22 protein-coding genes are annotated in these 22,239 nt (G+C 56.2%); 13 read left to right on the forward strand and 9 right to left on the reverse strand.

What is annotated here, in order from left to right; all coding sequences use genetic code 11:
* The first annotated feature begins 26 nt into the window (after window positions 1-26).
* Window positions 27-1,553 (forward strand): helicase HerA-like C-terminal domain-containing protein, encoded by a 1,527-nt coding sequence (locus D9980_RS21870; RefSeq protein WP_121608432.1) that lies wholly within the window; start codon window positions 27-29, stop codon window positions 1,551-1,553.
* 209 nt (window positions 1,554-1,762) lie between these two features.
* Here D9980_RS21870 and D9980_RS21875 read toward each other — a convergent pair whose 3' ends face one another.
* Both D9980_RS21875 and D9980_RS21880 read right to left on the reverse strand, forming a co-directional pair.
* Window positions 1,763-2,086: a DNA-binding transcriptional regulator gene (locus D9980_RS21875; protein ID WP_021181678.1), complete on the reverse strand. Its 324-nt coding sequence runs from the start codon at window positions 2,084-2,086 to the stop codon at window positions 1,763-1,765.
* Window positions 2,070-2,429, reverse strand: a complete 360-nt coding sequence (locus tag D9980_RS21880; protein ID WP_121608433.1) for a type II toxin-antitoxin system RelE/ParE family toxin — start codon at window positions 2,427-2,429, stop codon at window positions 2,070-2,072. The genes D9980_RS21875 and D9980_RS21880 overlap by 17 nt, the downstream gene beginning before the upstream one ends.
* A gap of 216 nt (window positions 2,430-2,645) precedes the next feature.
* Here D9980_RS21880 and D9980_RS21885 point away from each other — a divergent pair, with 216 nt between their 5' ends.
* Together D9980_RS21885 and D9980_RS21890 are read left to right on the forward strand one after the other, a co-directional pair.
* Window positions 2,646-3,221 (forward strand): aminodeoxychorismate synthase component II, encoded by a 576-nt coding sequence (locus tag D9980_RS21885; RefSeq protein WP_059199470.1) that lies wholly within the window; start codon window positions 2,646-2,648, stop codon window positions 3,219-3,221.
* A gap of 94 nt (window positions 3,222-3,315) precedes the next feature.
* Window positions 3,316-4,533 (forward strand): aspartate aminotransferase family protein, encoded by a 1,218-nt coding sequence (locus D9980_RS21890; RefSeq protein ID WP_059199471.1) that lies wholly within the window; start codon window positions 3,316-3,318, stop codon window positions 4,531-4,533.
* A 31-nt stretch (window positions 4,534-4,564) separates the two neighbouring features.
* Here the strand turns inward: D9980_RS21890 and D9980_RS21895 are convergent, their stop codons facing one another.
* Window positions 4,565-6,640: a YccS/YhfK family putative transporter gene (locus D9980_RS21895; RefSeq protein ID WP_121608434.1), complete on the reverse strand. Its 2,076-nt coding sequence runs from the start codon at window positions 6,638-6,640 to the stop codon at window positions 4,565-4,567.
* A 56-nt stretch (window positions 6,641-6,696) separates the two neighbouring features.
* On the reverse strand, window positions 6,697-7,329 hold the full coding sequence (gene crp, locus D9980_RS21900) for a cAMP-activated global transcriptional regulator CRP (protein ID WP_005969523.1): 633 nt from the start codon (window positions 7,327-7,329) through the stop codon (window positions 6,697-6,699).
* Window positions 7,330-7,710: 381 nt separating this feature from the next.
* On the opposite strand from crp, the gene D9980_RS21905 reads away from it, so the two are divergent.
* Complete coding sequence (locus D9980_RS21905; protein WP_021181673.1) at window positions 7,711-8,118, forward strand: OsmC family protein; 408 nt, start codon at window positions 7,711-7,713, stop codon at window positions 8,116-8,118.
* Window positions 8,119-8,120: 2 nt separating this feature from the next.
* On the opposite strand, the gene D9980_RS21910 is transcribed toward D9980_RS21905, so the two are convergent.
* On the reverse strand, window positions 8,121-9,029 hold the full coding sequence (locus tag D9980_RS21910) for a LysR substrate-binding domain-containing protein (RefSeq protein WP_121608435.1): 909 nt from the start codon (window positions 9,027-9,029) through the stop codon (window positions 8,121-8,123).
* 192 nt (window positions 9,030-9,221) lie between these two features.
* Here D9980_RS21910 and D9980_RS21915 point away from each other — a divergent pair, with 192 nt between their 5' ends.
* Both D9980_RS21915 and D9980_RS21920 read left to right on the forward strand, forming a co-directional pair.
* The gene (locus tag D9980_RS21915; RefSeq protein ID WP_121608436.1) at window positions 9,222-10,412 is read left to right on the forward strand and encodes an MFS transporter; all 1,191 of its coding nucleotides are present in this window, start codon (window positions 9,222-9,224) and stop codon (window positions 10,410-10,412) included.
* Between the two features lie 5 nt (window positions 10,413-10,417).
* Window positions 10,418-11,596, forward strand: coding sequence for an amidohydrolase (locus D9980_RS21920; RefSeq protein WP_121608437.1), 1,179 nt, complete (start codon window positions 10,418-10,420; stop codon window positions 11,594-11,596).
* Window positions 11,597-11,632: 36 nt separating this feature from the next.
* Here the strand turns inward: D9980_RS21920 and D9980_RS21925 are convergent, their stop codons facing one another.
* The 3 genes from D9980_RS21925 to D9980_RS21935 form a co-directional block, all read right to left on the reverse strand.
* Window positions 11,633-12,502, reverse strand: a complete 870-nt coding sequence (locus tag D9980_RS21925; protein ID WP_021808045.1) for a phosphoribulokinase — start codon at window positions 12,500-12,502, stop codon at window positions 11,633-11,635.
* A gap of 151 nt (window positions 12,503-12,653) precedes the next feature.
* Window positions 12,654-12,887 (reverse strand): YheU family protein, encoded by a 234-nt coding sequence (locus D9980_RS21930; protein WP_021808044.1) that lies wholly within the window; start codon window positions 12,885-12,887, stop codon window positions 12,654-12,656.
* Entirely contained in the window at window positions 12,884-13,864 is a 981-nt protein-coding gene (locus D9980_RS21935; protein WP_121608438.1) for a hydrolase, read from the reverse strand. The genes D9980_RS21930 and D9980_RS21935 overlap by 4 nt, the downstream gene beginning before the upstream one ends.
* Window positions 13,865-13,981: 117 nt before the next feature.
* Here D9980_RS21935 and D9980_RS21940 point away from each other — a divergent pair, with 117 nt between their 5' ends.
* Complete coding sequence (locus D9980_RS21940; RefSeq protein ID WP_121608439.1) at window positions 13,982-14,584, forward strand: LysE family translocator; 603 nt, start codon at window positions 13,982-13,984, stop codon at window positions 14,582-14,584.
* Window positions 14,585-14,593: 9 nt separating this feature from the next.
* Window positions 14,594-15,376 carry a PhzF family phenazine biosynthesis protein gene (locus D9980_RS21945; RefSeq protein ID WP_121608440.1) on the forward strand — a complete coding sequence of 261 codons (783 nt, stop codon included), beginning with the start codon at window positions 14,594-14,596 and terminating at the stop codon, window positions 15,374-15,376.
* Here D9980_RS21945 and D9980_RS21950 read toward each other — a convergent pair.
* Window positions 15,368-16,348 (reverse strand): LacI family DNA-binding transcriptional regulator, encoded by a 981-nt coding sequence (locus tag D9980_RS21950; protein WP_121608441.1) that lies wholly within the window; start codon window positions 16,346-16,348, stop codon window positions 15,368-15,370. The genes D9980_RS21945 and D9980_RS21950 overlap by 9 nt on opposite strands.
* Window positions 16,349-16,677: 329 nt before the next feature.
* Here D9980_RS21950 and D9980_RS21955 point away from each other — a divergent pair, with 329 nt between their 5' ends.
* Genes D9980_RS21955 through D9980_RS21975 form a run of 5 tightly spaced genes read left to right on the forward strand, consistent with a single transcriptional unit; the run spans window position 16,678 to window position 22,159 of the window.
* A complete protein-coding gene (locus tag D9980_RS21955) occupies window positions 16,678-17,595 on the forward strand; it encodes a GNAT family N-acetyltransferase (protein ID WP_121608442.1) in 918 nt (305 codons plus the stop codon).
* Between the two features lie 47 nt (window positions 17,596-17,642).
* The gene (locus tag D9980_RS21960) at window positions 17,643-18,905 is read left to right on the forward strand and encodes an MFS transporter (protein WP_121608443.1); all 1,263 of its coding nucleotides are present in this window, start codon (window positions 17,643-17,645) and stop codon (window positions 18,903-18,905) included.
* Window positions 18,898-19,974 carry a Gfo/Idh/MocA family protein gene (locus D9980_RS21965; protein ID WP_121608444.1) on the forward strand — a complete coding sequence of 359 codons (1,077 nt, stop codon included), beginning with the start codon at window positions 18,898-18,900 and terminating at the stop codon, window positions 19,972-19,974. The genes D9980_RS21960 and D9980_RS21965 overlap by 8 nt, the downstream gene beginning before the upstream one ends.
* Window positions 19,971-21,035: a sugar phosphate isomerase/epimerase gene (locus tag D9980_RS21970; protein ID WP_121608445.1), complete on the forward strand. Its 1,065-nt coding sequence runs from the start codon at window positions 19,971-19,973 to the stop codon at window positions 21,033-21,035. The genes D9980_RS21965 and D9980_RS21970 overlap by 4 nt, the downstream gene beginning before the upstream one ends.
* Complete coding sequence (locus D9980_RS21975) at window positions 21,032-22,159, forward strand: Gfo/Idh/MocA family protein (protein WP_121608446.1); 1,128 nt, start codon at window positions 21,032-21,034, stop codon at window positions 22,157-22,159. The genes D9980_RS21970 and D9980_RS21975 overlap by 4 nt, the downstream gene beginning before the upstream one ends.
* Window positions 22,160-22,239 lie beyond the last annotated feature (80 nt).

Genomic DNA, 22,239 nt, shown 5'->3' on the forward strand with positions numbered 1-22,239 from the left:
GCCGTACAGGGTTATAGGAACAGAAAATGAGCGAAGCACGGATTATTGCCAAAGCGATGAAAGACGGGAAACCGGCGCAGGAACTGGTCATTTTACCTGCTCTGGCTAACCGCCACGGGTTGATCACCGGGGCGACCGGTACGGGCAAAACGGTCACCCTGCAAAAGATGGCGGAGCAGTTCTCGCGTATTGGCATTCCGGTATTTCTGGCGGACGTTAAAGGCGATCTGTCGGGCATTGCGGCCGAAGGTGTTCCCTCCGAGAAGTTGCAGGCGCGGTTGGCGGCGATTGGCGTTACCGACTGGCAACCCCAAGTCTGTTCCATGATCCCTTGGGATATTTTTGGCGAAAAGGGCCATCCTATCCGCGCCACCATTTCCGATCTTGGCCCGCTGCTGCTTGGTCGCCTGTTGGATCTGAACGAGGTGCAGAGCGGAGTGTTACAGTTGGTGTTCAAGATCGCCGATGACAACGCCTTACTGCTGCTGGACATGAAAGACCTGCGTGCGATGGTGCAGTACGTTGGGGATAACGCCAAACAGTTCCAAACCCAGTACGGCAACATTTCTTCGGCCTCGATCGGGGCGATCCAGCGTGGTTTGCTGACGCTGGAACAGCAGGGTGCCAATCAGTTCTTTGGCGAGCCGATGTTGGATATCAACGATCTGATGAGAACCGACGCCAACGGGCACGGCATCATCAACCTGCTGGCGGCGGATAAGCTGATTAACCAGCCGAAGCTGTATGCGGTGTTTTTGCTGTGGCTACTGGCGGAGCTGTTTGAGCATTTGCCGGAAGTGGGCGATCCGGAACAGCCAAAGCTGGTGTTTTTCTTCGACGAAGCCCACCTGCTGTTTAACGATGCGCCACCGGCATTGCTGACCAAAATTGAACAGGTGGTACGCCTGATCCGTTCCAAAGGTGTGGGCATCTACTTTGTCACCCAGAATCCGTTGGATATCCCGGACAGTGTCCTGGGCCAGTTGGGTAACCGTGTCCAGCACGCGCTGCGGGCCTTTACGCCTCGCGATCAAAAAGCGGTGAAGGCAGCGGCCCAAACTATGCGCGCCAATCCAGACTTTGATGCAGAAACGGCAATCACCGAACTAGGCGTGGGCGAGGCACTAGTCTCCTTCCTGGATGAGAAAGGGCGGCCTAATGTGGTGGAGCGTGCGATGGTGATCGCACCGGAATCGAAAATGGGCATGTTGGGGGCCGAAGGGATGAACAGCGCCATCAATAAATCCCCGCTCTACGGACGCTATGAGGATATGGTGGATCGTGAATCTGCCTATGAAAAACTGGCCGCAGGTGGTTTTGCCACTGTGGGGACGCCACAGCCTGGGCAACCGGCTCAGAAACCGGCCGCAGGGCAGGAAAGCGGCGGTGGCTTGATGGGCGGCTTGAACGAAATCTTGTTCGGCTCCACTGGTCCACGCGGCGGTAAACACGACGGCATCGTACAGACCGCCGCCAAGAGCATGGCGCGCGATCTGGGCCGCCAGATCCTGCGCGGCGTTTTAGGCTCGATCATGGGTGGCCGCAAAAAGTAGGTCTGTGATTATTTTGTGGGGCGCAGAATACTGCGTCCGTTTAGCTTTGCCAGCGGTTTCAAACTTGGCAGTCAGAGCAGATTTCGCAGACAGTGTCTGCGAAATGGCTTGCCTCACAAATTTCTCTGATAGCATCTGAGCAATTTCCAGGCTAAAGCCCTAAAACTGCTCAGGATGCTTGGTGTGAAACTGGATGATTGAGCAAGTCATTAAATCAACACCTTAAGCCCATGTTTCAGGACCACGGTAAGTAACTTCAACGACAGGCCACTGGGGCGTTTTGCACCGCTTTCCCATTTTTGTACTGTAGAAACGCTGGTGTTCAGATAACGGGCAAAGACTGGCTGGCTGACATTGAGTTTTTCTCGCAATGCTTTGATTTCAAGTGGTTGAAGATCTTTGACACTGCTGATGCAGGCTTGATCGAAGCTACGCATTGTCTCCTGCGGGATGGCATCAACGCTGAATAACCCAGAAGCTGCACTATGGATGGCTTCAAACGCAGGACTTTTGAATTTACTTTTTGCGGTCATGACAAATCTCCACCAGCTCTTTATTTGTAATCAATGCCATAATCTTTTCATCTGTAAGTACCGCGTAGTACTTTGCTAACTCTCGAAATCCAGCAAGTTCACGTTTATCGATGTTGACCATATCCTGTTTAGCATACAGGAACGTGTAAAACCAATGCACTCCGCCTTTGGCTAATATTATGGCGCGATCACGATTCTCCCTTAGGCGCTTCTTGTATACTCCGCCTCCGAGGTCATCGGCTTTCCCTTCTATCACTGCGTCAATAGCCCGGCATAATTCCCTATCTTTGATGCCATGAGATTCGGCCGTTTTGGCAAACCATTTGGTTTTAAATACGCGCATTAGGTTGACATCCTGTTACCTTAACTATAGCACTTGGTGCTAGATTACTCTCTTTTTTGGCTGATTCAACGTTTTCAAATCAGCAAAACTGTCCGTCTTTATGGAGTACTGTTCGAACGTGGCTATAGGTGTAACGGCGAAGGTTAGATAAACTCGGCTATCTAGCTATTTGATACGGGCGACCGTAACGATCCTTCATACTAAGTTCATTTAAACATGCTGCTGCTGATCGATAACTACGACTCTTTTACCTACAACCTCTATCAGTACTTCTGCGAACTGGGTGCAGAAGTGCTGGTGAAGCGTAACGATGAACTGCAACTGGCCGATATCGAGCGGCTGGCACCGCAGCATCTGGTGATCTCCCCTGGCCCCTGTACGCCAAATGAGGCGGGCATCTCGCTGGCTGCCATTCGCCATTTTGCCGGTAAGCTGCCGATCCTTGGTGTCTGCCTTGGTCATCAGGCGTTGGGCCAGGCGTTTGGCGCCGACGTGGTTCGTGCCCGGGAGGTGATGCACGGCAAAACCTCTGCTATCCGCCATCAAAATCTCGGCGTGTTCAAGGGATTGAATAATCCACTGACCGTCACCCGCTACCATTCACTGATCCTGGATGCTGCGACGTTGCCGGAGTGCTTTGAGGTGACCGCCTGGAGCGAACGTGACGGCGAACGGGATGAGATCATGGGGATCCGCCACCGGACGCTGGCGCTGGAGGGTGTGCAGTTCCACCCGGAGAGCATTCTCAGCGAACAGGGGCACCAACTGCTGGGTAATTTCCTTGGAAGTTAGCCGTTAGTGGTTTTTTAAGCTTGCCCTTGGTTGGTTTTTTATGCATATTTTGTGATTATATTTTCACTTGATAGTTAGCCGCCTGGAGCCAGTAATGACCGAAAAAACCGCAGTTACCCGCAGCACCTTTGATCAGGTTATCCTGCCTGTTTATGCACCCGCCCAGTTTGTGCCGGTGAAGGGCAAAGGGAGCCGCGTATGGGATCAGCAGGGGAAAGAGTATATCGACTTCTCTGGTGGCATCGCGGTGACTGCGTTGGGGCACTGCCATCCGGCACTGGTTGAGGCTTTAAAGCAGCAGGGCGAAACCCTGTGGCATACCAGCAACGTGTTCACCAATGAGCCCGCGCTGCGCCTGGCCAGTAAATTGATCGCTGCCACCTTCGCCGACCGGGTGTTTTTCGCCAACTCGGGTGCGGAGGCTAACGAAGCGGCTTTCAAGCTCGCTCGTCATTACGCCATCACCCGTCATAGCCCGTATAAAACCAAGATTATCGCGTTTAATAACGCTTTCCATGGCCGTACGCTGTTCACCGTTTCCGTGGGCGGGCAGCCAAAATATTCCGACGGCTTTGGGCCGAAACCGGCCGATATCGTGCATGTACCTTTCAACGATCTGGCCGCGGTGAAAGCGGTGATGGACGATCACACCTGTGCGGTAGTGATGGAGCCTATTCAGGGTGAAGGGGGCATTACCGCTGCCGATCCTGTCTTCCTCAAGGGCGTACGTGAACTTTGCGACCAACATCAGGCGCTGCTGGTGTTTGATGAAGTGCAAAGCGGTATGGGCCGTAGCGGCAAGCTGTTTACCTATATGCATTACGGCATTACGCCAGACATCCTCACCACCGCTAAAGCGCTGGGCGGCGGTTTCCCGGTGAGTGCGATGCTGACCACCGAAGAGATTGCCTCGGTGATGCAGGTTGGCACCCACGGCACCACCTACGGCGGCAACCCACTGGCCTGTGCGGTGGCAGAGGCAGCGTTGGATGTGATCAACACGCCAGAGGTGCTAAGCGGGATTGAGCAGCGTCGTGGGCTGTTTGTTCAGGCTTTGCAGGAGATCGGTAAGAAATACGATGTGTTCAGCGATATTCGTGGCATGGGGCTGTTGATCGGTGCGGAACTGAAGGTGGGCTATCACGGTAAAGCGCGCGATTTCCTCACTGCCGCCGCTGCACGTGGCTTGATGATCCTCAACGCCGGGCCAAACGTGATCCGTTTTGCTCCTTCGTTGGTGGTTGAGCTGAAAGATATCGACGAAGGCATGGCGCTGTTCGAATTGGCCGTACAGGATGTGATTAACGGCTAATCAAGTCTGCGGGGCTGCGGTCGCGCTAACCTCAGCTTTCCCGCAGTTTGCGCTTCAGCCAGATCCCATGATGTGGGCGCTGGCGCCACGCCAGTGACGATATGGTATGCATCACGGTCAGGTGAGAAAGGATCCGCCGCAGATGTCGTTCCATCTCGGTGACCGGCATGTCCGGGTGCAGGTCTGGCGGCTGCATGATGCTGTTGCTGGTACTCGGGCCGTCATATTCCAACCGCTGCTGGCAGCTCTGCAAGGCGATCTCACAGGTCTGCAGATACTCCTGCGCCAGCTTTGGCGTCAGCATATAGTGCTCGCGCGCCAGAATGGTCATCGCATTCAGGTGTTCAACAATAAACTGGTTATGGGTGATCCACAGCCGCATATCAGCCAGATAATTCGATTCAAACCCCGGTTCCTGCATCGCCTGATTGAGCGAGGTAAACAGGGCGTTATGCGCCTGATTGACCTGCATGCGCGTGTAGGCCAGTTCGCTGGGATCGGGTTCCTGTTCTTCCAGCAAGAGTCGCAGTGCCGTCTGATCGTGCTCCAGAGCCTGATGAGCGTTTTTACGCAGCAGGCCACTCTGCCACTGCGGCCATAGCCAGATCGTGCCGCCAAACACCAGTACGCAGCCGATAAGGGTATCGATCAGGCGGGGAACCAGGAAATGGGTACCGTTCAGCGCCAACAGCTGCAAGGTGTAGACGGCGGTCACGGTGAAGCCCATCACCGCCAGCCCGTAGTTTTTCCGCAGGATCAGATAGGCCGCCAGGGTGATGGCCAACATGATACTCAGCGTCACGCTTTCCGGCATCTGTAGTTGCAACAGTCCAGCGGCAATCACCAGCCCGGCTAACGTGCCGAGGGCACGGTGCTGGATCCTCACCCGCGTGGCGTTATAGCCGTTTTGGCTGACCAGCATGATGGTCAGCAAGATCCAATAGGGTTTTGGCAGGTTGAACAGCATGCCCAGGCTGCTGCCGGCCGCCAGAATGACCCCCAGCCTGGCGGCGTTGCGCAGGGCGTTGGATTTAAACGATAGATAGCTCACCACCGCAGGCCAGAAAGGCAGGCGTGACTGATTGGCCATCAGATTGCGGCGGTACAGTGGGTGCTGAGTGCGTAGCAGGCGCGCGATGCGGCTGAAGTGGTAATAGCAGAACTGCCCAACCGGGTTATCAGCGTGCTGTGAGGCCACTTTTTCCAGCGCCGCCAGCTCATTCTTCATGCTGAAACGCGCAGAGTGCCGATGATAGAGAATATCGTCGGCCACCACCCGCAGGCGCGTGGCGATCACCTGGGCGTTGCGGCGGATAATCGCTTCGGCCTGGCTTTGCTCCACCAGCTTTTGCACTTCTTCCGGCAGATGCAGGCTGACGGTGATGTGCTCTTGCAAATCGAGCGCCACCTGAAACGTACGTCGCAGGCGCTTTTGCTCCAGATTATTGGCATGGGGCAGGAAATTAAGCTGTTGGTATAGCAGACTGATCAGGTCCATCACTTTCTGCTGGCGCTGCAACAACGGGGGCAGGGCCGTTTCAGGATCGGTGTGCTGCGTCAGTAATGAGTATTTGGCTTCAAAATAGTCGGCCAGCTGCATATACAGCTGGCTTAGGGATTCGCGCATCGGCTGCTCTTTCCACAGCTTGAACCAGGCCCAGGTAAACAGCCCGTACCAGGCGGTGCCGACGATATACAGCAAAGGGGCATGCCAGATTGGCACGGTGCCTACCATGCTGAGGGAAAAGATGGCGGCGACCAATGCGGCTGGTAGCAGGCGTGCGTGCAGCGGACTGATCTCACCGCTTACGCCGAGCAACAGCGCCATTGCCAGCATCAGCAAGGGTAACGGCAGATCCCACAGCAAGGCTTGTTGCAGCAGAAGGCTACTGAGTGCGAACAGGGAGCCGCCCACGACCAGGCGTTTGAAAAAGCGTTTGTGCGGCGTATCCAGCCCGGCAATGTTGCAGCAGGCGGGCACCAACGAGAACAGCATGCCGAGTTGCAGGTTGCCAATCAGTAAACCAAACGCCACCGGCAGGCACAACACCAGCGTTTGCCGCAGTGCGTAGTTGACTTCCGGGTGGTAGATCAGGCGGCGCCACATGGTTGGCTATTCAGCAGGTAAAGAAACGGCGCATTGCTGCACCGTTTCTCTGGGGATTAACGCGTACCGTACACGACAATGGTTTTGCCGTGCGCGGAGATCAGGTTTTGATCTTCGAGCATTTTCAAAATACGACCGACGGTTTCACGTGAGCAACCGACGATTTGGCCAATTTCCTGGCGGGTGATTTTGATCTGCATGCCGTCTGGGTGAGTCATGGCATCAGGCTGTTTTGCCAGGTTCAGCAAGGTCTGTGCAATGCGGCCGGTAACGTCAAGGAAGGCGAGGTTACCCACTTTCTCTGAGGTGACTTGCAGGCGGTTAGCCATCTGTGCGGACAGGCGCATCAGGATATCCGGGTTAACCTGGATCAACTGGCGGAATTTCTTGTAGGAAATTTCAGCCACTTCACAGGCGGTTTTGGCCCGTACCCAGGCGCTACGCTCCTGGCCTTCTTCAAATAATCCTAGCTCGCCGATGAAATCCCCCTGGTTAAGGTAGGACAGGATCATCTCTTTGCCTTCTTCATCTTTAATCAGCACCGCGACGGAGCCTTTGACGATGTAGTAAAGCGTTTCGGCCTTTTCACCTTGGTGAATAAGCGTACTCTTCGATGGATATTTGTGGATATGGCAATGAGACAGGAACCATTCGAGAGTCGGGTCTGTTTGCGGTTTGCCGAGAACCATTCGCTGTTATCCTCTGTTGTTATCGCTGCCTTGTATCACAGGGGTCAGAGTTCCCTGTAAAACGTGCTTATAGCCCGGTGTTTTAATTGTGGCTATCAACAGGTTTTGAGGCGTGTTATAGAAATACGCTTGTGCTCTAGCATATTAACTTGCAGGGAGAGCTGCAAGCTACATTCTGTTAACAAACCAATATAGGGGCCTTTCCTTGGACATATCCCTGAAATCGGTGACCTGGAAAGAGTTATTGCGGCTCTGTTTGTAGCACAGAGTGAGGCGGGTGTCTTGTGTTGTCTCGCTTCAGCATGATTAGCGTCAGGTTACGTTGCCAGAATGTATGCGAAAGCGTACCCTGTTTTTAAGAAATTAACCGGAGTGTGTAACATGCAGGCAAGAGTTAAGTGGGTAGAAGGGCTGACATTCCTGGGTGAGTCTGCGTCTGGTCACCAGGTTTTGATGGATGGCAATGCTGGCGATAAAGCGCCAAGCCCGATGGAAATGGTGTTGATGTCCGTCGGCGGCTGTAGCGCCATCGATGTGGTGTCGATCCTGCAAAAAGGGCGTAACGATGTGCGTGACTGTGAGGTAAAACTGACCTCCGAGCGTCGTGAAGAAGCACCGCGTCTGTTTACCCATATCAATCTGCATTTTATCGTCACCGGCAAAGGGCTGACCGATAAGATTGTCGAGCGCGCGGTGGATCTTTCCGCCGAGAAATACTGCTCCGTCTCCTTGATGCTGGGTAAAGCCGCCAGCATTACCCACAGCTTCGAAATCCGCGAAGTGGCCTGATCCTACCAAGGGTAGCGCAGGCAGTGGGCACGCAATAAATCAAGAAATCGCCGTGCCGTCACGGTTAGCGGCGATTTCTGTGAATACAGTACGCAGTATTGAGCCTGCGGCAGCGTGTCGATAGGCAATGTCACCAGCCGATGCTGCAAATGGAACGGTGTACTCATCGCCTGCGCCACGATAGTCAAATAATCCGCCTCCAACACCATATTCAAACCACAGGTCACCGAGTCCGAGCGAATGGGCGAGCGACTCAATTGCTGATAGAAGGTGCCTAGTACCGCGCGCAACTGTTGGTAATATCCCATATCGGTTTCCGGTAATAACCACTTGGCCTCACGCAGCTCGTCCAGCGAGGTTGCCTGCGCCAGTGGGTGCCCCTGGCGTGCGATAATGCAAAAAGAGGCGTTGAACAGCGGTTCACGCACCAGATCCTCCAGCGGAAGTTCCGGGCTGACGGTACCCACGGCAAAATCCAGGCGACCTTCGCGCAATGCTGGCAGTAGCGTAGAAAGCTGCGCCTCGCGGATTAGGAGATTGGCCTGCGGAAATGGCTGTTTAAAGGCTTCGACCAGTTCCGGTAATACCGTCAGGGCGAGTAGCGAAGAGCAGCCAATGGCGACGTTACCTTGCGAATGCTGATTCAACTGCTGGATCTCGTCGGCGGCGCGCTGCAATTCCTCCAGGATCAACTGCATTCGCAGGGCGAAGGCGCGCCCGGTTTCGGTCAGCGTCATTCCCTGACTGCTGCGATTGATCAACTGGGTTTCCAGGATCTGTTCCAGTTCACGGATGGTGCGGCTCACCGCCGGTTGAGATTGCTCCAGCGCGCGTGCCGCCCCGCGAATACTGCCGCTGCGGATCACCTGCTGGAAGACTTTCAACTGCTGTAACTTCGGTAAATAGCGCATTTCCCACCCTATCAATAAAAAGCATCACCCCTTACAAAATTGTATCTTATGCCGCTCGGCAAAAGGCGATAATTTCAGCATGTTGTTGTAAGTGACTGTTATTAAAACTATAAAGTGACCTGGATCACATTATTAAACTACGCCCGCCACGCTGGTGGGCAGCCTGGGTGATAACTTAAAGGAATATCGGCGATGAAAAATCGTTCGCTAATGATTTTTTTGCTGTTTGTGGGCTATGTCGTGGTGTACATCGATAAAACCGTGATGGGTTTTGCGCTGTTACCTATCGAACGCGAGTTCAATCTACAGCCGGAACAGCTGGGCTACATTACCGGGATGTTTTTCCTGGCGTATTCCCTGTTCCAGATACCGGCGGGCTGGCTCAATGACCGCTTTGGCTTTAAGAAAGTGCTGTGCAGTTCGTTACTGCTGCTGGGGGGATTCGCCCTGTGCTTTGGCATTCTGGGGTTCGGCCTGGGCCTGCTGGTGACGTTCCGCTTCCTGTCCGGCATTGGCCACTCCGGCTATCCGTGTTCCTGCGCCAAGGCGGTGGTGGCGAACTTCCCACTGGAACAGCGCACCTTCGCGCAGTCCATTCTGCTGTCCTCCGCCGGGTTGGCGATGACCGTCGGGCCGCTGGTCGTGGTCTATTGCCTGGATCACATCGGCTGGCGTGGGTCGTTCTCTGCGCTTGGCCTGTTGGCATTCTTGATTGCCGCCTGCATCTTGTGGCTGGTGCCCAATCCGCCACAGGTGGCGCCCGCCAAAGCTGGGGCAGCCGCAGCCAACTATAAGGCTCTGCTGAAAAACCCAATCGTGCTGCTGCTGTTTGTGGCGATTTTCTGTATCAACATCCCGTCGTACGGCCTGATGGCCTGGCTGCCGAAATTCCTGGTACAGCAGCGCGGAATGCCGCTTGACGTCTCCAGCATGGTGGTGGCAGCCGGCGGTCTGGGGATCTGGATCTCCTCACTCGGCACCGGCTGGCTGGTCGGGCGCTACCTGCAAGGGCATGAGCCGTGGGTGATCTTCTTCAGTTCCCTGCTCAGCGCCTTGTGCATCTGGCTGGTGTTTACCAGCGAATCGGCTCTGACGGCCAGCCTGTTCTTGTTCCTGGGTTATATCTTCCTGATGGCCTCGTTCGTCACGGTGTTTACCTTGCCTATGAAGCGCTTGCCTACGGAAGTGATGGGGGCAGCGATGGGGCTGATTAACACCGGCGGCACCTTGGGTGGCTTTGTGGCCCCTATCGCCATGGGATATCTGATCACCATCAGCCACAACTACATGACGACGTTTATCTTTTTGGCACTGGCTATGGTGGTTTCCGGGCTGGTGATCCTGCCATTGGCGGGCAAAGCACGCCAACCGGCACTGAATTAAGGAGTATGAACATGAACATTGAACAACTGATTGACGGCGTGGAACAACAGGTATTGCAGTGGCGGCGTCATATGCATGCGAATCCGGAGTTGTCATTTCAAGAGGCGCAGACGGCAGATTACATCGCCGGACAACTGGCTAACCTTGGTCCGTTGAAGATCACCCGTCCTACGCCGAATAGCGTGGTTGCCGAATTGCAGGGCGCAGCGCCGGGGCCGTGCTATGCATTGCGTGCCGATATTGACGCCTTGCCGATCCAGGAGGAAAGCGACGAGCCTTTCTGCTCGACCCGGCCAGGGGTGATGCATGCCTGCGGCCATGATGCCCACAGCGCGATGTTGCTAGGCGCGGCCAGCGTGCTGTGCCAGTTGCAGGCGCAGCTGCAAGGCTCGGTGCGTTTTATCTTCCAGCATGCTGAAGAAGTGCCACCGGGCGGAGCCCAACAGCTGGTAGACCTGGGGGTTCTGGATGGCGTGAAGATGATCTTCGGCCTGCATGTCATGCCCAACTTCCCGACCGGTGAGGTGGGGATGAAGCAGGGCGTGTTCAGTGGCTCCAGCGATAACTTCGACATTGTATTGCAGGGTAAGGGTGGGCATGGCTCGATGCCGCATCTGTGTATCGATCCGGTGCCGATTGGTGCGGAGATCGTTAGTGCTTTGCAGCAGATCGTGGCACGTAAGCTTGATCCGTTAAATGCCCCGGTGTTGACGGTGGCAACCTTCCAGGCAGGTGACAGCTATAACGTCATTCCAGACAGCGCTCGGTTGGCAGGAACGCTACGCACTCATAATCAGGAAGTCCGTGATCGGGTGCCGCTGTTGGTTGAGCAAACCGTCGCTGGGATCAGCCAGGCGCACGGTGCCAGCTACAAGGTTGACTGGACGCGTGGCTATACCATCGGTAATAACCACCCTGATGCCTGCGCCATTGCGCGCGAGGTGGTGGCCGAAGCCGTGGGGCCACAGGCGTTGCGGGAATTGACCAGCGCGATGTTTGGCAGCGAGGATTTCTCCTCCTATCAGGAGAAAGTGCCGGGGTGCTTCCTGTTTATCGGCAGCGGCAACGAGGCGATCGGTGCCACTTATGGCGTGCATAATCCCCGTTTTAAACTGGATGAGGCGGCGATGCAGATCGGCGTGAAACTGCACGTCGGTTTTATCCGCCACCTGTTGATGCGCTAACGACGGCGGGCGCGGAGATTAGCCGCGCCCGATAACTTATTCGATCTTCTTGCCTTCCATCAGCCGCTGCACCAGCGGTGCCATAATCAGCTCCATTGCCAGCCCCATTTTACCACCCGGCACCACCAGCGTATTGATATGCGAGATAAACGATCCTTGCAGCATCGCCAGTAGGTAAGGGAAGTCGATCTGATCCAGACCGCGGAAGTGGATCACCACCAGGCTTTCGTCCAGAGAAGGGATCGCCTTGGCGGCAAACGGGTTGGAGGTGTCCACCGTCGGGACGCGCTGGAAGTTGATATGGGTGCGCGAGAACTGTGGCGTGATGTAGCTGATGTAATCCTCCATCGAACGGACTACCGAGTCCATCACCGCCTCACGGGAATGGCCACGCTCGCCGGTATCGCGGATCAGCTTCTGGATCCACTCCAGGTTGACGATCGGCACCACGCCGACCAGCAGGTCGACATGTTTGGCTACGTCGATCTGATCGGCCACTACGCCGCCGTGCAGCCCTTCGTAGAACAGGACATCCGTGGGGGCGGGCAGTGGCTCCCAAGGCGTGAAGGTGCCAGGAACCTGGTTGTAAGGCACCGCCTCGTCGTAGGTATGAAGATATTTACGTGAGCGGCCGGTGCCGTTCTTGCCGTATTCGATAAAGCTCTGCTCCAGCAGGCCAAAGTCGTTGGCTTCCGGGCCGAAGTAGCTGATATGGCGCCCCATATCGCGGGCTTTACGAATTGCCGCATCCATTTCCGGCCGGGTGTAACGGTGGAAGCTGTCGCCTTCCAGCTGGGCAGCGCGCAGGTTTAGCTGCTGAAAAATCTTGCGGAACGCCAGGCTGGTGGTGGTGGTGCCGGCACCGCTGGAACCGGTCACCGCGATAACGGGATGTTTGGCAGACATGATCGAGGGTCACTCCGTATTAAATGCGCAGGCTCAGAATGAGATTTTTAGTATGGCTGATACCCTTTCGCCCAAGGCGAAATTGTGCGCGTTGGTTTGCAATACTGCATTGTTACCTGATTTTTTCCCTCAGTCATAGCGCGCAATAAGACTAAATTTCCTCCTGCCCGGCGCGGATCTGCCCGCGAGGCATGATGTTGACGGTTTCATGTAGCTCTGACCACACCAGCACCACTTCGCCGCTTTTCAACTGGCGGCGCACGTCGTCGACCTTCTGTTCCAGCGAACGTTCGTGCTCGCCGTAGTCGGTTCCTTCGCGTAATACAAAGGATTCTATCAGGCTGTTGAGAGTCTCTTGTTCAATTTCTTGCCAGGGAATAATCACTTGGTGGGTTCCAAAAAAGGAGAAAGCCAGGCCGGGATACGTTGCTCCAGCCACATTTGCGGTTTTTTCAAGGTGCCGCCGACAAAGCCGACGTGGCCACCGCACTCCGTCAGCTGATATTCGATATTAGGTGGCAGGCTGGCGAGGTCGGGGATCACCGCATCGGTCATAAACGGATCGTCTTTAGCGTGAATGATCAGCAGCGGCGTGGTGATCTGCGGCAATAGCGGCAGGGCGCTGCAACGGCGATAGTAATCGACCGCATCGCTGAAGCCGTGAATGCGCGAGGTGATCACATCATCAAACTCGCGAATGCGCCGCAGCTTGTTCAGTTGCGACAGATCCAACGGCAAGGTGCCTGGATAGTGCAGCAGCTTGCGGGTGGCATTTTGCTTGAGTTGGCCCAGCAGGTAGCGCTGATAAACGCGTGAGAATCCCTGTTCCATGCGGAGCGAGCAAGGTTCCAGCATCAGCGGGGCGGAAACGACCACTGCCGCCTGTAGCAGGCTGTCATTGCCCTGTTGGGCCAGATAATAGGCCAGCATATTGCCGCCCAGGGAAATCCCGACCGCCGCCGTTGGCACTTCGCCAAAGCTGTCACGTAGCCAGCGCAGGAAGAAGCGGGCATCTTCCGTTTCACCGGAATGGTAGATGCGTTGCTTACGGTTGGGCACGCCGCTGCAACCACGGAAATGCATCACCACGCCCAACCAGCCTTGCTCGCGCCAGGCATTGAGCAGCCCATGTGCGTAAGGGCTGTAGAAATTACCCTCTAATCCATGGAACAGCACCACGCGAGGTTTATCGCGCGCCAGTTGCGGATCTTCACTCCAGGCCAGATCGACGAAATCGCCGTCCGGCAACTCCAGCCGCTGCCAATGGGGTTGCAGCTGTATGCGGCGGCGCACCAGCCGTGGCAGCAGGGTTTGCAGGTGTGGATTACTGGCCCCGGTCAGGGGGCGAAAGGATTCATACATAATGAATAAAATTCTTGTTGGCGGCTATTGTGTGATCCGAACCGCACTGTTAGCTTCAAACACATGTATTAGCAATCATACTGCAAAAAAGTCATTTGGGTGAGGAGCACCCGCTTCATGGAACTGAGTTTATTTCTTTCGATGCTAGGCTTCCTGTGGGTGGCCGCGATCACCCCTGGCCCCAACAATATGTTGCTCACCACCTCAGGGGCCAATTTCGGCTTTATGCGTTCATTATGGCTGATGATCGGCATCATGTTGGGCATGCAAAGTATCCTGGTGTTGGTAGCATTTGGCGTTGGTGGGTTGATCCTGATTTATCCTTCCTTGCACCTGATCCTGAAAATCCTCGGTAGCCTTTATCTGTTGTGGCTGGCGTGGAAAGTAGCGACGGCAGCCTATGAAAAGCTGGAAACCGACGCGCCGCCACCGAAGCCGGTGCGCCTGTACCAAGGCTGGCTGTTGCAATTCCTCAACCCCAAAGCCTGGCTGATGGCGCTGGGGGCGGTGGCGAGCTTTAGCATGGCGGGGGATAAATACAACCACTCGATTCTGGCCATCGCCTTCGGTATCTTTGCCGTCAACATCGTTGCCGGGATCATCTGGTTGGGTTTTGGTTCGGTGATTGGCCGCCTGCTGCGCAGCAAGAAAGCCTGGATAATCTTTAACGTGTCGATGGGGCTGTTAACCGCCGCCTGTGTATTACTGATTTGGCATTAAGGAACTGTAATGGCCGAAAACTATTTCCATGTTGATGCCTTTATTGGCGAAGGGCTGCGGGGCAACCCGGCCGGTGTCTGCCTGCTGCAACAACCGCTGGAAACGGCGCAGATGCAGGCTATCGCCAATGAACTATTCCTGCCGGAAACCAGCTTCGTCTGGCAGGATGGCGACATGTATGCGATCCGCTGGTTCACGCCAACGCGGGAAGTGGATCTGTGCGGGCATGCTACTTTGGCCACGGCGCATGTGCTGTTAAACGTGGTCAACCCGGGGTTGAGCGATATCCGTTTCCGTTCCGCAAGCGGTGAGCTGTATGTCAAACGCGATGCGGCCGACGGTGAACGGCTGATCCTGGATTTCCCTTCTCGCCCACCACAGAAAATTGCTGAACCGCCACAGTTGGCCGCTTTACTCGGTGTGCAACCGCAGGAAGTGTGGCGAGCCCAGTCGCTGATGGCGGTATTGGCCGATGAGGCGCAGGTCAGGGCGGTACAACCTGCGATCCCCGAGCTGATCGACCACGTGGGTTGCGGCGTGATCGTCACGGCTCCGGGTGATGAGGTGGATTTTGTCTCGCGCTATTTCTCAATGGATCGCAGCGAAGATCCGGTCACCGGCTCCGCCCATTGCATACTGATGCCTTACTGGACGGCGCGCCTTGGCCGCCACGTATTGCATGCTAAGCAGCTGTCATCACGCGGCGGCGAGTTGTTCTGCGAGCAGCAAGGAGAACGTACGTTGCTGGGTGGCTACGCGCGCATCTTCTTGCGTGGTTCTCTTTCAGGTTGAACTCCGTTCCAGCAGTTGCCAATCCAGCACGTCGTGGCAAGGGGGCAACTGTTGGCCCTGAATTTTCTCCAGCAGCAACTGCACGCTACGCACGCCGAACTGATGCATGGGCTGTACGATGGTGGTTAGCGGCGGAGTGGTGATGCTGCCAAACGGAACACCGTCAAATCCCATCACCGCGATATCTTCTGGAATACGCAAGCCCTGCTGGTGCAAGGCACTCATCGCGCCTCCGGCAATCACATCCGAAATGGCAAATACCGCATCTGGCCGTGGCCCGTCTGCCAGCAAATCACTCATCGCCTTGGCTCCAGCGGCGTAATCCAGCCCTTCGACGTATTCCACCCGGCAATAGTCCAGCCCCAGCTCGGCCAACGCCTGCCGGTAGCCCTGTTCCCGTTGCTGTGAATACAGGTAACGCATATCACCATTGAGCAACGCGATCCGCTGGCGGCCTTTGGCTGCCAGGTGCTGCACACCGGCCATGGCGGCCTGGTGATTATCGATGGTGACGGAGGAGGCGCGGAATTGGGTATCCCCTTCGCCGCATTGCACCCAGGGGAAATCACCGATCATGGCGGTCAGCCCCGGCAAACAGCTGATGGCATCCATAGTGATCACGCCGTCGACTACCTTGCCACTTAGCAGGCTGAGGTAAGCGGATTCACGGGTGGGGTTGGATTCCGAGTTGCACAGCAGAATATGGTAACCGTGGCGTTCGGCTTCTTCTTCGATACCGCGTACCACCAGGGAGCAAAAGGGGTTGGTGATATTGGACACCAGTACCAGCAGCATCCCGCTGCGGGCAGTGCGCAGCTGGCGTGCCAGCAGGTTGGGTTGATAGTCACATGCGCGGATCGCCGCCAGGACCTTATCGCGAGTGGCTGGTTTGACGATCTGTTGGCCGTTCAACACCCGTGAGACGGTGGCCGCTGAGACGCCAGCGATTTTCGCCACCTTTGCTATCGACATGGTTTGCTTTTCCTTCTGCCTACTATATGGCAATGCACACTATGTAGAGGCTGTGTTGCTGTTAAACGGGCGCAGCATGCGGCGCCCCTACGGTCGTATATATTCGACCTCGACACATTTAGCCTCATTGCCAATTTGGCATCAATCTGATCCCTACGGGCAATTTGTGACGCCGATTACAGATCTCTCTTCTCGACGCTTTTATCTAGCTTAATCGGGTTGCCGAAAAAAAGAAATCGATTACATTTTATTCATCAGCTAAATGTAATCGATTTCATTTTGGCTTTTGCCGCGAAATCCCGAAAGACCGACGCAATAGGAGGTGGCAGATGGAGATACAGCTTCAGCTAGCGCAGGCAGAGGATCGCAGCGAGATTGCTGCTCTGATCCATTGCTCAACCAATGCCTGGTATCAGCGCCACGGGTTGGGCGACATCTTCTCTGCCGGGCCGGAAAGTTGCGGCCTGTTTGTTGATGTTTACCAGCAGTTGGATGAGGGCCACCACTGGATTGCGCGCGATCAACAAGGGGCAATCTGTGGCTCCTGCTTTTTCCACCCGCGTGAAACTCATTTGGGGTTGGGCATCATGAATGTTCATCCCGATTATTTTGGCCGCAGGATTGCCAGCCGTTTGTTGGCCAAGGCCGATGAACTGGCGGGTGGCTTACCGGTTCGTTTGCTTTCCAGCGCGCTGAACCTGGATTCCTATTCGCTCTACCAGCGCGGGGGATTTACCCCGTATGCCCTCTATCAGGATATGGCGGTCCCGGTGCCGAGCCAGGGATTTGCTTACCCACGCCTGACTCGCGGCCAGGTACGGGCAGCCCGGCTTGACGACCTGCCCGCCATCCTGGAGCTGGAGCGCGAAATACTGGGCATCGAACGCCAGCGCGATATCGATTATTTCCTCAATGACATCAGTGGACTGTGGCGGGTTGCCGTCTGGGAGTTGGACGATCGCATCGGCGGTTATCTGGCCTCGGTGGCGCATCCGGCCTCCCGTATGTTGGGGCCGGGGTGCTGCCATAGCGAAGAGATCGCCCTGGAGTTACTTGGCTGGATGCTCGATCGCCATCATCGCGGTACGACACCGGTGGTATTGGTTCCCGCAGAGCGCTCCGCGCTTAGCCAGGTTTTGCTGCGCTGGGGCGGACGAATTTGTGAATTACATATCGCGCAGGTGAAAGGCCAGGCGCAACAACCCGGCGGCGTGGTGATGCCGTCCTTTTTGCCGGAAAGCGGTTAGCACCGGCGTCGTTGCCGTATTAACCAACCAACACCGATGGGGGAGTTATGCAAACAGATAGCCAGGCCTTGGGGGCCAAAAGCGCCACGTTCAAATGGGTGGTGCCACGGCTGGCACTGATGATGTTCCTGCAATTTTTTGTCTGGGGGGCCTGGTACGTCACGCTCGGCGTGGTGATGGGTAAATATGGCCTGGCCGCGATCATAGGCGATGCCTATTCCACCGGGCCAATTGCCTCCATCCTGTCGCCTTTTGTGCTGGGCATGGTGGTCGATCGCTTCTTTGCCTCGCAAAAAGTGTTAGCCGTGCTGCACCTGATTGGGGCTGGCCTGCTGTGGATGATGCCAGGGTTCTTTGCCGAGGGGCAGGGCAGCGGGCTGCTGTGGATCATCTTTGGCTATATGCTGTGCTACATGCCCACCATTGCCCTGAGCAATAACGTGGCGTTTTACAGCCTGAGTAACAGCGAGAAAGCCTTCCCTGTAGTACGGGCATTCGGCACCTTTGGCTGGATTGTTGCCGGGCTGCTCGTTGGCACCAGCGGCCTGTCGGACAGTACCGATATCTTTACGCTGGCTGCCGTAGCCTCGTTGGTATTGGCGATTTACAGCTTTACGCTGCCGCATACCCCGGCACCGGAACGCGGCAAGCCAGTAAAAATGCGCGATCTGCTGTGTGCGGATGCTTTCGCGATGCTCAAGCAGCGCCATTTCCTGGTATTTATCATCTGTGCCACGCTGATCTCCATCCCGTTGGCGGCGTATTACGCCTATGCCGCGCCGTTCGTTGCCGCGGCCGGTTTCACCAACGTGGGTGGCGTGATGTCGCTGGGGCAAATGTCTGAGCTGTTCTTCATGCTGCTGATCCCGTTCCTGTTTGCCCGCTTGGGGATCAAGTACATGCTGATGATCGGCATGCTTTCCTGGTTCCTGCGCTACGTGATGTTTGCACTGGGCATTACCGAAGAAATGCGCTGGATGATCTACCTCGGCATCATCCTGCATGGCATGTGCTATGACTTCTTCTTCGTTATCGGCTTTATCTATACCGATAAAGTGGCGGGCGACAAGGTAAAAGGCCAGGCACAAAGCCTGCTGGTGCTGTTCACCTACGGCATCGGTATGTTGATTGGTTCGCAGATCAGCGGTGCGCTGTTTAACCATATGGTGACGGCGGAAGGGGCTGCGGCGTTGCCACAATGGCAGCATTTCTGGTGGTATCCAGCCTTCGGCGCATTGGCGATCGCCGCGCTGTTCTTCTTCACCTTCAACTACCGGGATATTCCAGCAGGGGAGAAACGCGATGGCTGATTTGCGGGTGCTGGTGGTGGGCTGCGGCAACATGGGGGCGTCCCATGCCGAGGCTTACCACGCTATGGAAGGGGTGACAATCTGCGGGCTGGTAGCTCGGGGCGAGTCGCGTGAGCTGCTCAATCAACACTTGGGGGGCGGTTATCCCACCTTTAGCGACTTTGAGTTGGCGCTGGCGCAAACCCGGCCCGATGCCGTGTGCCTGACCACTTATCCGGATACCCACGAAGCCTACGCCTTGGCGGCGCTGGCGGCGGGATGTCATCTGTTTATCGAAAAGCCGCTCGCCACTACGGTAGCAGGGGCTGAAAGGGTAATTGCTGCCGCCCATCAGGCACAACGACAGGTGGTGGTGGGCTATATCCTGCGCCATCACCCCTCCTGGCAGCAGTTTGTGGAACTCGCTCGGGGTTTGGGTAAGCCTTTGGTGATGCGGATGAACCTCAACCAGCAAAGCCACGGGCAGATGTGGAATGTGCATCGCAACCTGATGCAGTCATTGTCGCCAATCGTCGATTGCGGCGTACATTATCTGGACGTGATGTGCCAGATGGCACAGGCGGAGCCGATCAGCGTGAGCGCTATCGGCGCCCGGCTGACCGATGACCTGCCGCAGGGGATGTATAACTACGGCCAGCTACAGGTGCGTTTTTCCGACGGTTCGATCGGCTGGTACGAAGCTGGCTGGGGGCCGATGATCAGTGAAACGGCCTACTTTGTGAAAGACGTCATTGGGCCGCGCGGCGCGGTTTCGATCGTGGCTCGTCATCACGAAAGGGCTTCTGACGATGTTGGGGGGCATACCAAAACCGAATCATTGCGGGTGCATTATGCCGATCTGGACGACGAGAACCGCTTTACGCGGCCGGATCGCTGGATCGACTGTCAGGATGAGCCGGACCATTTAGCGCTGTGTCTGAGTGAACAGCGGTACTTTTTACAGGCTATTCGTGAGGGGCTGGATCTCAATCAGCATCTTCAGGATGCGTTGAACAGCTTACGGGTGGTGCTGGCGGCGGACGAGGCGGTACGCAGCCAACGTACGGTGATATTAGGGAGAGAAGCATGAAGATGATGCAGGGGCCGGGATTGTTTCTGGCGCAGTTTATCGCCGAGCAGGCCCCGTTTAATACGCTGGATGGTTTGGCGGAGTGGGCTGCCGGGCTGGGCTTCACCAGCGTCCAGATCCCCACGTTGGAGCCAGCCATTTTCGATTTGGCACTGGCGGCGCGTAGCCAGGACTATTGTGATGAGATCGTCGCCCGGCTTGGGCGGCACGGCATCCGTATCAGCGAGCTGTCGACGCATTTGCAAGGGCAACTGGTCGCCGTCCATCCAGCCTACGATCTGGCCTTTGACGGCTTTGCTCCGTCAGAAGTCCGGGGCAAGCCTCAGCAGCGGCAGGCCTGGGCAACGGAACAACTGCTGCTGGCGGCGCAGGCTTCGCAGCGCTTGGGGCTAACGGCCCATGCGACCTTTTCTGGGGCATTGGCGTGGCCCTATTTCTATCCGTGGCCGCCGCATAATGCGTTACTGCTGGAGGAGGCCTTCGAACAGTTGGCCAAGCGCTGGCTGCCGATCCTGGACGCCTTCGATCGGGCTGGTGTAGATGTGTGCTATGAGCTACATCCGGGGGAGGATTTACATGACGGCGTGACCTTTGAACGCTTTCTGGCCAAGGTCGGCAACCATCCCCGCTGCCATATTCTCTATGATCCGAGCCATCTGCATTTGCAGCAGATGGACTATCTGGGCTTTATCGATTGTTATCACCCACGTATCCGGGCGTTTCACGTCAAAGATGCCGAGTACCGCCCCAATGCTCGCAGCGGCGTGTATGGGGGCTACCAACCGTGGCCGGAAAGGCCTGGGCGCTTCCGCTCGTTGGGGGACGGGCAGATCGACTTCCCAGCGATTTTCAGCAAGCTGACGCAGTACGGCTTCCCTGGAGTCGCTACGTTGGAATGGGAGTGCTGCCTTAAGTCGCCGGAGGCGGGGGCACGCGAAGGTGCCGCCTTTATCGCTCGCCATATTATTCCGGTAGCGGAACGGGCCTTTGATGATTTTGCCTCAGTAGATACTGACCGGGCACGAGTCAGAGCCATGCTGGGTGTGGAGGATGCATCATGAGATTGAAGCTGGGAATGGTGGGCGGCGGTGAAGGTGCGTTTATCGGCGCGGTACATCGGTTGGCGGCGCGGATGGATGATGAGTTTGAGCTGGTCGCCGGGGCTTTCTCCTCCGATAGGCAAAACTGTCTGCGCACCGGGGCGTTGTTGCATCTGCAACCGGATCGCTGCTATGCCGATTTTAACCAGATGGCGCAGGCAGAAGCGGCACGAGAGGATGGGATTGATGTCGTCGCGATCGTGACCCCGAATCATTTGCATGCTCCAGTCGCCAGCGCCTTTCTCAACGCAGGGATTGATGTGATCTGCGATAAGCCGTTATGCACCTCTTATGCCGAGGCTCTGCAACTGGCACAAACGGTGCGCCAAAGCGGCAGACAACTGATCCTGACCCATAACTACAGCGCCTACCCGCTGGTGCGTGAGGCACGTAGCCGCGTATTGGCGGGGGAGTTGGGCGAGATCCGCTTCGTCGAGGTGGAATATCTGCAGCAGTGGCTGGCAAAACCGCTGGAGCTGACCGACAACAAGCAGGCCGGTTGGCGTGCGCAGCCGGAAAAAGCTGGATCCGGCTGCATCGGTGACGTAGGTACCCACGCTTGGCAACTGGCTGAGTTTGTCAGTGGCATGTTGCCTGAGGCGATCAGCGCTGAGCTGACGTCATTCATTGCGGGGCGCAAGCTGGACGACGATGTGCGGGTGCAGATGCGCTATGCCAACGGTGCCAAAGGCCGGCTCTGGGCAAGCCAGGTGGCCTGTGGTCATGAGAATGGGCTGAAGTTACGAGTTTACGGCAGTGAGGGCAGCCTGGAGTTTTGCCAGGAAAACCCGAACCAGCTATGGATACGGCCTTTTGACGCGCCCGCCTATTGCATCACCCGCGCCTCGGCATTTCAGCATGCAGAAAACCGCCTGCTGGCCCGCGTACCCGCAGGACATCCTGAGGGCTATTTAGAAGGGTTTGGCCAGATTTACCGTGAAGCGGCCCGCTGTTTGCGTGATGGTCCTACGGCGGCACCGTTGTTACCAGGGATTGAAACCGGCGTGCAAGGGATGGCATTTATTGATGCCGCTCAGCGCAGTAGCCGTGCGGGAGGAGAGTGGGTGGAGTTGATATCGCCATAAGTAATAAAGAAGATTTTTTTATTCTTTTATTGCCTGGCGCCGCTCAGATAAAACTGTTGGTCACAGCACAGAATTTTATC

The organism is Serratia sp. 3ACOL1 (assembly GCF_003668775.1).
Taxonomy (GTDB): domain Bacteria; phylum Pseudomonadota; class Gammaproteobacteria; order Enterobacterales; family Enterobacteriaceae; genus Chania; species Chania fonticola.